Raw genomic sequence first — 9762 nt, 5'->3', positions numbered from 1 at the left:
TTGTCTTGACATCCCGACGAAGGTCGGGACAGGCTCCAGAGAGTACCAAAGTCCGCCAAAGCGGATCCGTCCTCCGGCGGAAAAAAGTCAAGCGTTCACTACACGAAACGTTTCGTGAAGTGTAGCTTACGGAAAAAATGGCTGGAAATTTCCACATTGAAGAAACGAATAAACTAGGCGCCTAACGGCGCCGTCGAACAGTATTCGTTTCTTAAACCCACCCAGGAAATTTCCTAATCGCCATTTTTTCCTGAGGCCGTATGTGAGTTTCTTCTATCATGAATCAAACTGAGCCACTACCCGGAGAGGTTCCCACTGCGACCCACCTTTCGAGATTATCAGACATTAAGTCCTCAACCTGGTTGACTCACAGTGAAGTCTGTCCTAATGACAGTTAATCGCACTAATGTCATTGCGAGGAGTCTGGAGAGTAGTGGCCTTGTGACGACGAGGAATCTCGTGGACTATTCCTCAATGATACATTTGCGGAGACGTATGGAAAATTCCTCGGTCGTCCGAAAAAAGAGTCTGACTACCTCGGAGCGACAGGAAGATGTTCGTTGTCGATATCGAGCTAGGAGCCAGCGCGGCAGAGTCAACCCGGCAGCTCTGCTCTCACTACCGCGCCTTAGAATTACTATCGGAAATGATTATTGGAACTTTAAGGTGAGACCGCGGCGATTGGTGATCCGGCGGCCTGGATCGTAACTAGATGTTCAACGCCTTCTCACACGCACTTATGAGGTCGCTGAGCTGAGCCCCGATTCTGAGATTCCCGTCACGCGTTTCGCGGATCCTGAGAAGGTAGCTGTAACCTTCCTTTATCTGCTTGTTCGACAGATATCCGATCGCCGCCACGTACTGCGAAATCTCGTTGTGCGGATTATGTTCCAGGCTTTTTTCCGCAAACTCGATCGCCTCACCGAATTTATTACGTTCGAGCGAGAGCTGCGAAATCTTCATGTAAAGTTTGTCGAGTATGCTGCTGCCGAGACCGGTATAGTCCATCCGCAAGACTTTTGTCAAATGCTCATACGCTTCGTCGCGCTTGCCAACGCTCATAAGAGTCGCGCCGAGTTGGTAGTGTATGTACGGATTGTCTTTCGAATCAGTCAAAGTTGAATAGAGCAGTTTCAGATTACGCTCCGCCCGCGATTCTATGCCCTGCACCTCTCCTTTTGCGTAGCCGTGATGCGTTATCATCAAGTCGGACGGCGCTATTGTCCCGCCGTGTCTCTCAATTGATTGTCTAATCTGTTCGTGAATGGGCAGAAAGTAGCGGTAATCCTTCTTGTTCCTGAACAACCGGACCAGGATCGTGTCCTCGAAGACTGCGGCATCACCCTCAGGGAGTTGGCTCCTAACACACACTTCCAATCCGTCGGCTTTCGTTCCGCTGATCAGTGATTTGATCTTTGCCCGTGTTTCCGGTGATAGTTCCTCATCCGCGTCCAGTACCAAGATCCAATCGCCGGTGGCAAGCTCCAGGGATTTGTTACGCGCGCTTGAGAAATCATTCCCCCATTTCTGGTTGACCACGCGGGCGCCATGCTGTTCGGCGATGCGCAGCGTATTGTCCGTCGAGCCGGTGTCGACGACCACTATCTCATCGACAATACCCTTTACACTTGCGAGACATTTGGGTAAATAATCCTGTTCGTTTCTTACGATCATGCAAAGAGAGAGTTTGGGGGACATATGCCGTCTCGGATCTGGTTGGCGGGATTATTTCCTGGTGAGACTACTTAAGACTCTTGTGTCGAGCGGCCTTTCAAGGATGCGGTCGACTCCTTCCGATCTCTCCTCACCCTCACGATTGGTGAGAAGAACCGTGATACAGGCTGGTTGTTCTTTCTTGATTTGTTGGCAGAGCTCCCTTCCATTGACTGCTGGAAGGGTCAAGTCCACGAACGCTATGTCGAATTTCGCGGACTCGATTATCATTGCAGCCTCCACCGCATCGCTTGCCACTTTCAGGAGTGTGAAAACCTCTATCAGCTTCTGCGATTCCTCGTGCGCCAGGACCTGGTCATCTTCGACGAGCAGCGCTCTGATGGTCTGCTGCGAAGAACCCTCGACCGACCTTACTTCACAAATATCAAGAGTGAGTTCGTTGCCGAGCGCGCGCGTGTCGACCTCGTAACCCATCTTCTCCACATTCGCGATGAGTGTCTGGATACTGACATTGTTCCTGATCGGATCGTCGTGTACCATATCATCTTCAGGCGCGATCAGTCTTACGCTGACATGCTTACCCTTCCCGCTTGCCGCTTCGCCCGGACTCGGCTGTGCAGTCATCAATATGACTTCGCTCTCTCTGACATCCGCGACCATAAGAAAGTTGACGATGAGATCTTTTATCAGGTCAAAGGATGTTCCAGGAGCTTTGAAGTCGGTCAGGACGGATATGTCGATCTTCTTGAATTTTGCCTTGGAGCCCTCGCGACCCGTTATAGTCGCCCGGACATCTTCAAAAATGTCGTCCTGGTTCTTCGTCGAAGTGTCGACGTCCTGGGAAATGTCCTTTACCGCCGCGGCGAGCTGCAGTCTTATTTCCTGGAGAAGCCGGTCTTCACCCTGTATGAATGGAAGTCGCGAGAGCGCGTTGTCGATTTTGATGCGCGCACTCCTCATCGAAGACGGCACCTTATCGACCGAATCCCTCATCGAGGCGAGGTCGCTCTTCGCCTTGTCGAGCTCACCGCGCATGAGTTCGGCCTCCCGTTGCAGAACGGGGAGTTTGGTGACGAGACTGCTCTTCAGTTCGTCAATCGCGAGCCTGACTACATTGCGGGAGAAGGCGTTACCCGGACACTTCACGGTCACAATGCCTGATCCGAAATTCAGAAGGTTGATTCTGTAAAGGGTGCTCTCGCCCGCTTTTTCCTCCCGAAGCTCCATCGGTTTGAGTGAATCATCCGGAGTATCCTGTGTGCCCACGCTTATGTTGTCGGCGCCGAACTTACGCTCAAGCACCAGGCGCAGCGCCGCAAGAATGTCTTGGGAACTCGCGGCTCCCGTGAGACCCGTCATGAACTCAATAATCTGCTTCGACTCATCCAAAAGCTGGCCGGCAACTTTTGTTTGATGTTCCGATCCCCTCCTGGATTCTAAAAGATCGAGCGATATCGACCCGATCGCGCTCAGTTCGGACGGTGCCGGCGGAATTCCTATGAACTTGTAAATCATTACAAGATCTTTCTTCCGCGACTTGACCGCGTAGTACAGTCCCTCTGAACCTGTTAGCTCTCCGGTCTCGAGCTGACCCGAGGAAACAAGTGCTCCGAATTTCAAATCGGGAAGAGAAAGGTTGTCGGGGAGCGAACCGTTCATTGCGACCTTTTCAAGCACCGGACCTTCCGCTCTATATATTCCGACGGAGTCGGGAGCGAAGATCTGTCTCAGGAGATCGACCGATTTGCGGGCGGCATCTTCAAATCCTTCATCTCCGATACCGGTCAACCCGACGAGCGCCCGGGTGACCTTGTCGCTTGACTCGAACTTGCGTTCCGCCGAAACGCGTGTCGAGATTCCGATCGCAACAGAAGATGCGACCTTAAGGACATGGGAAAGTTCCTCAACCATCTCTTTGCGGATTTCGCCTTCCTGGAGCGCAATCGAAGCAAAGCCGCGGGAATCTCCAGCCGCGCTGCTTGAAATCATCAACTTCGAATAGTCTCCGGACACAACGCTCATGAACGTCGTATTCGGCAGCTCCTCCCTCGAGGCTTCGCCCCTGTCAATCACCGCGATGTCTTCAGGAGAAAGACTCAGCGTGCGTGAAGGCTCGATCTTTTCGGAAGGAAAGGTCTGAAGCAATATCTCCGCCGTCGCTTTTGCCTCAAGGATTGTACCTGTGCTGATGATCTTTACGACGTCGATCCCATCTATCCTGATTATCTCCGCGAGATTCTGAAGTATGCTTTCGTAATGATCAGAACTTGAAAGCTCTTTTAAAATATCCTGTCGACGGGCGAGCCGGTCTATTTCAGATCTCTGCTGGATGTCCCTCGTGACCTCCTCAAATCTATAGACGATCGAATTTCCTGATGATGCAACATTCACTTTGTGGACGACACCGTCGAGTTCAAGAGTCCCATCCTTTGCGGAGAAGCCGTAGCTCGCGAGAATCGTGCCACCCTCAAAGGGCTGGTCGAGTTTTATATTAAGTTTCTCCCGGGCAGCAGAGTTAGCCGCACTTACGATCCCACCCTCAACAATGAAGAACGGCTCGCCGGAGAACGACTCGAGAGAGTCTGAAAGCAGATTCTGCGTCCTTCTAAGCTCCTGCCTGACATTTTCTTCATCTGTGATGTCCTCGGCATACAACAGAATCAAATCGTGGGCGTCGACAACGTTGAGATTCAAATATCTTCCGTCCTTAGTCCTGCAAGTGCGGGACGCCACTGCACCGGATTGGAGCTCAGCCAGGAACGGTCCCGGTGATTCACCAAGATATTTTAGCAAGCCTTCGAGAGTGCGGTCTGATGAGAGGGCCTCCGCAAATACCGTCTCAAAAGCCGGGTTAGTCTTGACCAGCTCGTTCCCTTTTACGAAAGCAGTAGGCAGCGGACCATTAAAAAGTTCGTCCGATTCCGAAGCCAACCTCGTGGCTTCAGCGCGAGCCGCCTTCAAATCGGTTGTTTGCGTGAAGGAATAGAAAGTGCCGGGAGGAGATATCCATTTTTCCACGATGAAGGAGCGTCCATTCCGATCCGTCGCCTCAAATCCATTCCCGCCGCTTTCAAAATCCGTCAACCCATTCCCGGTGACAAACTCGTTCAACGACTCGCCGTCCTTAATCGTAAAAAGCTCTCTCAGACTCTTACTAGCAACGGCTGTCTTATCATCGACTACCTCAAGAAGCGGTACTTCCGAATTGCGGATCACCTCATCCAGGTGTGTCCGTTCTTCCGCCGCCTGTTTTTCCGCCGATTCTTTTTCAGCTCGCAGCGAATCTATTGTCCGGCCGAGTTCTTCCTTAACATTCAATATCGGTGTCTCGTCGAAGAAGTAAACCGCGATATTCAGGCGCCCGTCTCCTTCAAATTTCGACGGAACGATGTGAACTTTGTAACTCTTACCAGAGATCTTAACCGCCGTCTCGGAGCTTGCCTCCGTCGGCAGGTTCATCAGAAGGGATGCGAATCCGCGGCGATGTTCTTCATCCATTACGGAAAACAGCGGCTGACCAACGGGGTTCATGCCCGCAGCAAAGAGTTTACCCAGTGCCTCGTTCGATTCGATAATCAGGCCGTGCTTGTCGATTAATGCAGCGGGAAGCGTCATCTCGCTAAAGACGGAGAGGTGTGCGCTTTCACGCGCACGAAGTTCATTTCTGGCAGCGATGAATTGCTCGTCAAATTTTTCCTCGAACTCTTTGACCTTCGTCTTCAGGTCAACGATCGAGAACGCGGTTGCGAGGAGCGATGCGAATTGTTCAAGCTCTTCCTTCATCCCGGGAATTTTCGCCGGTAGCAGGAGCAATATCACGCACGTGCCCGAATCGGCTTTTGCCGAAACGGATGCGACCTCCTCGACTTTTAACTCACGCTGGATCTTGCGTGAAGCCGCGGACGTGACGAGATCGTCAATGAGAGGAAACAGCTCATCGTATCCCCTGAATCCCGCTTCGAATAATCTTACTCGCTCCCGGGATAACGGTATTTTGTGAGCATCGAATTTGATTCCGGCTCTCGAGGCGAGGGAGGCGATGTCACCGCTCTTCTTAGATGTGTATGATAAAAGGTTTGCGGTCTCGTCCGTCCGTTCAAAAATAAAAGCATCGGATTCGAATGCCTGACTCACGGCTTCGGCAATCGCAGGCAAGATTTCGCCCATGGTTTTGCCGGGTAGGACGACAGAAAGGGATTTGAGAAAATTCTCCCTGAATTTCGCCGCGTGCAAGTCGTGATCTTTCACGCTCTCGGCAAGTTCTCGCTTATGCACGAACCTCAAACGAAGGATGACCGCTGCAAGCGCGGCGACTATTAGTGTGAGAAAAATAACCAGTACGGAGGAATCGATCATTGTTTGGGGAGAGTGAAGAAGAAAGTTGAGCCGGTTCCTTTTCCGGCGGACTCGACCCAGACGGTTCCGCCGCTAAGTTCGACGATCTTCTTCACGAAAGAGAGTCCGAGTCCGCTGCCTTCCACTTTTTCGGTTTCTCCCGTTTTGACCCTCTGGAAAATCGCGAATATACGCTCATGGAATTCCTGCGGAATGCCGATGCCGTTGTCCCTGACATAAAAGAGGTAATGATCGCTTTTGTCCTGAGCGCCGACGGTCAGACGCGGATCAGGCCGGTCGCCCATGTACTTGATTGCGTTGTCTATGAGATTCGTAAAGACTCTTTCGATATATCGCGTGACGACATAGAGTTTCGGGAATGTTCCTTCGATGGAGACCTTAATCTTCTTTTCAGAAAGCCGGATGGATAAATCAGAAAGGACCCTGTTGACCAGCTCGGCGAGATCGGCCTCTTCAAGTACAACTTCGACACTCCCGACGCGAGCCAGGTCGAGCAGATCATTGACAAGAGAATGGAGCCGGCCGGAAGAAGCCATGATGGCTTCAATGAGGACTTCCTGCTCCACTTCCAGATGACCGCTCCGCTTCAATTCCCGCGCGAAACCTTCTATCACGAGAATGGGCGATTTAAGGTCGTGAGTGATCGCATAAGTGAATTGCTGCAGCTCGTGGTTCTTGCTTTCAAGGAGCCGGGTCTTCTGGATCGTCTCTTCATGGAGTCTGGAATTCTCGATTGCGGCACCTATCACCGTCCCGATGCTTTCCATAATCTCTCGCTGCGATTCCTCGAGCACGCGTTCGGTTTCACTGAAGAGCGCACCGACTCCTACCGCGTTTCCCTTGGCCTTAAGCGGAAAGACAACCACCGAAGAGAAACTTGATTTCTTCAGGGAATTTGGCATGCCATTGAAACCGTCGCTCCGGTTAAGCGAGCGGACCGCATCGGATCTCAAAGCACTCCCGAAAACAGTAGAGCCGATTTCAGAGCCATGGACTTCAGAAAGGAATTCTTCGCCAAGATTCGCGCTCGCCGCAACATATATTCTTCTGCCGCTTTTGTCCGGGAGTAGGATAGCGCCGGCGTCGCCCGTGAAAATATCCATCGTCTGTCTGACAGAATACTCAAGCACTTCCTTGAAATCGATCGTCCTGTTAAGCAGCATTGCAATCCGGTTAATCGCACTGAGCTGGAGGTTCCTCTGAGTAAGAGTCTGTTCCATCTCCTTCCGTTTGGTGACGTCGATCAGGACGCCGATTGTACCCGTAAGCGTGTTGTCCTCGCCGTATATGGGCGAGGTTGATATCTGGATATAAAGTTCTTTGCCGTCGGCTCTTTTCAGAAGAAACTCCCTTGAAGGTACCGGGTGCTCCGCAGAAATAGTTTGATTAAATGGAAGGTCTTGCGGGACAATCGGCTGGTGTGAGTCCGCATTGCATAGACCCTGGAGCAGGATCGATGAATTCTTGTGAAGATTAACGCCCCTGTTGACTCCGAAGATCTTCTCCGAAGCCCTATTCATTACTACAATTTCCCCGTATCGATTTGTCACGACCATGCCTTCGTCAAGCCCTTCAAACAGTCGCGACAAGTCTTGCGAGACGATAAATTCGCTATTTCTCAACTCGAGACTCAATGCTCAGAGTGTTCCTTAGATTAAGGCAAGTTAAATCGTGTGTTCTTCAGTTACAAACCAGACCGACGGGAGCGGGAATCGCCGGTTCCCATCTTCTTGCAGTTGAGGGCGGGCGACTCTATATTGTGCCTGGAACTTTCTTTGAAAATTGGGGCTGTAGCTCAGCTGGGAGAGCGCGTGAATGGCATTCACGAGGTCGAGGGTTCGATCCCCTTCAGCTCCACAAATCCCAACTAGAGATCCCTCAGACTTGCCCTTCTATGTTTATATACTCGAAAGCCACGTTGACGGCTCTCTCTATACCGGTCAGACAAGTCACCTGTGTGACCGCCTGACTTCTCACAACAAGGGGTGGGTTCAGTCCACGAAGGCAAAACGTCCCTACCCTCTTGTATACTTCGAAGTGTTCACGACGCGCTCCCAGGCGATGTGGCGGGAGTGGGAGCTGAAGAAGAAGTGGAACACTGATCGGAAAAAGAGACTTATCCGAACTTTCGACAAGTCGAAAATCACCTGTCTTATTGGCTCCTCAACGAATTCCTCAAATCCCTGAATGGCTTTGAAGGTCGAGGGTCTATGACTCTACGAGTAGAAGGCTCGTAGAGTTCGATCCCTCTACGACCTACGGTCTCGTAGAGAGGTCGTAGACCTCTACGAGGCCGTAGGCCCTTCAGCTCCACAAAGACAGCTATCGGTCTTCAGCTGTCAGCAACCCGGCGATGCAATCAGCGTAGAGCACGTATGGCCCCAAATAAAGTGGCTCTCAAGATTCCCTATGAGTCCCAGGGGAACGTCCCCACAACACAATACCCAGTTCACAAGACAGCATCACCTATCCTCATTTGCTGCGTAAAGACTCCCGAGGATTGATTGCATCCCCAACTCGGCTCATTTCCCCGGCGGATAGTAGTTCCGCATGCCGGGGAAATGCAAACTACATTCGTGTTAGAACGGCGCGTCCGGAGAGAACGTCACCCCTCCGTGGAGGACGCCCGAGTTATGATATGGCGACTTGTCAGCGACTGTAGTAGAACCTGATGAATCGTTGAAGTCCCAGAATCCCACGAGGTTTGTCTCATCACCCGTAAGCTCTTTTCTCATATTGTCCGCAATTTGCTCCGAAGTCCGAGCGGTATTCCATACTCTGACTTCGTCAAGTTCACCCTTGTAGAAAAGCTGATAAGTCTCGTTTAGTAATACTCCGAACCTGAGCGGACCTGCGACATGGGTGAGAGACCCTGCTGCATAGCAGTGGTGAACCAGGTTGCCGTTGATATAAATACTTATGCCGGCTTCGCTCCGATACGTGATTGCCAAATGAGTCCACTGATCTGTCGAAAGAGTTTGAGAAAGAACCAGCCTTGACCAATAGTCCGAGGCTCCAGAAAAATCGATTGTGACGCCATCAATAGTGAACGCTGGATTTAGCGACGAACCGAGCAACTCCATAGTGTACTGAAGATCGCTAACACCCTTTGCAATGAGATAATTGTAGAAGCGAGTATCTTCCGGCTTCACCCACGCCTCAAGCGTATATGCCGTGTCAATATTTATCAGGGAAGGAGAATCTGGAATCTCAACGTAACCGGTTGACCCGTCGAATGAGAGCGACCGATTGCCACTCGTCGAAGAGGTTCCCCATGTAACTACGACACTTATAGAGCCAGTGGTCGAGTTTAAGACCAGATAAACTGATGTTGTCTGACCGCCAAATACCTGAACACTCGTCCGACCACTGTACTTGACTGCACCGTTGATGTCAAGAGCGTTCACAGTCAAGTCCCACGATCCCACAGGAACACTTGCGAACTCACATGTGGCACTGTCACCTGAAATGACAAATTCACTTTGGACTGTGTCGAATCCTTCTCGAGTAAGAATTCCTACGATAGATGCAACATCGGCAGGTGCATCCTTCATAGAAAGAGTAATCGCAAGCGTTGATTTTGACTGGCCCGTTTGCGGCGTCACAACATTGGCCTTGTTACACGACTCACTGCTCACCAGAATGAAACCCACGACTATCAACATAGTCAATCGCATATCTACCTCCACTTTTACACGACTCTGGACAATCATAATAATCAATTGACCGAAA

At 51.2% G+C, this 9762-nt stretch carries 5 protein-coding genes and 1 tRNA gene; 2 read left to right on the top strand and 4 right to left on the bottom strand.

Annotation, left to right across the window (positions count from 1 at the left end):
• Positions 1-708: 708 nt before the first annotated feature.
• The 3 genes from VIS48_10220 to VIS48_10210 all read right to left on the bottom strand — a co-directional run bounded on the left by VIS48_10220 (position 709) and on the right by VIS48_10210 (position 7619).
• On the bottom strand, positions 709-1698 hold the full coding sequence (locus tag VIS48_10220; protein HEY9166523.1) for a glycosyltransferase: 990 nt from the start codon (positions 1696-1698) through the stop codon (positions 709-711).
• A 27-nt stretch (positions 1699-1725) separates the two neighbouring features.
• On the bottom strand, positions 1726-5949 hold the full coding sequence (locus VIS48_10215) for a response regulator (protein ID HEY9166522.1): 4224 nt from the start codon (positions 5947-5949) through the stop codon (positions 1726-1728).
• A 77-nt stretch (positions 5950-6026) separates the two neighbouring features.
• Positions 6027-7619, bottom strand: a complete 1593-nt coding sequence (locus tag VIS48_10210; protein HEY9166521.1) for an ATP-binding protein — start codon at positions 7617-7619, stop codon at positions 6027-6029.
• 195 nt (positions 7620-7814) lie between these two features.
• On the opposite strand from VIS48_10210, the gene VIS48_10205 reads away from it, so the two are divergent.
• A tRNA-Ala gene (locus tag VIS48_10205) sits at positions 7815-7887 on the top strand.
• Positions 7846-8217: a GIY-YIG nuclease family protein gene (locus VIS48_10200; protein ID HEY9166520.1), complete on the top strand. Its 372-nt coding sequence runs from the start codon at positions 7846-7848 to the stop codon at positions 8215-8217. The genes VIS48_10205 and VIS48_10200 overlap by 42 nt, the downstream gene beginning before the upstream one ends.
• A gap of 392 nt (positions 8218-8609) precedes the next feature.
• Here VIS48_10200 and VIS48_10195 read toward each other — a convergent pair whose 3' ends face one another.
• Positions 8610-9707 (bottom strand): LamG domain-containing protein, encoded by a 1098-nt coding sequence (locus VIS48_10195; GenBank protein ID HEY9166519.1) that lies wholly within the window; start codon positions 9705-9707, stop codon positions 8610-8612.
• Positions 9708-9762 lie beyond the last annotated feature (55 nt).

The organism is Candidatus Kryptoniota bacterium (assembly GCA_036567965.1).
Lineage (GTDB): Bacteria > Bacteroidota > Ignavibacteria > Kryptoniales > JAKASW01 > JAKASW01.
This window is presented reverse-complemented; position numbering and strand designations above follow the sequence as displayed.

Excerpts from the sequence above, each read along its gene's own strand:
- VIS48_10220 (HEY9166523.1), bottom strand. The coding sequence starts at position 1,698 with ATGTCCCCCAAACTCTCTCTTTGCATGATCGTAAGAAACGAACAGGAT.
- VIS48_10200 (HEY9166520.1), top strand. The coding sequence starts at position 7,846 with ATGGCATTCACGAGGTCGAGGGTTCGATCCCCTTCAGCTCCACAAATC.
- VIS48_10195 (HEY9166519.1), bottom strand. The coding sequence starts at position 9,707 with ATGCGATTGACTATGTTGATAGTCGTGGGTTTCATTCTGGTGAGCAGT.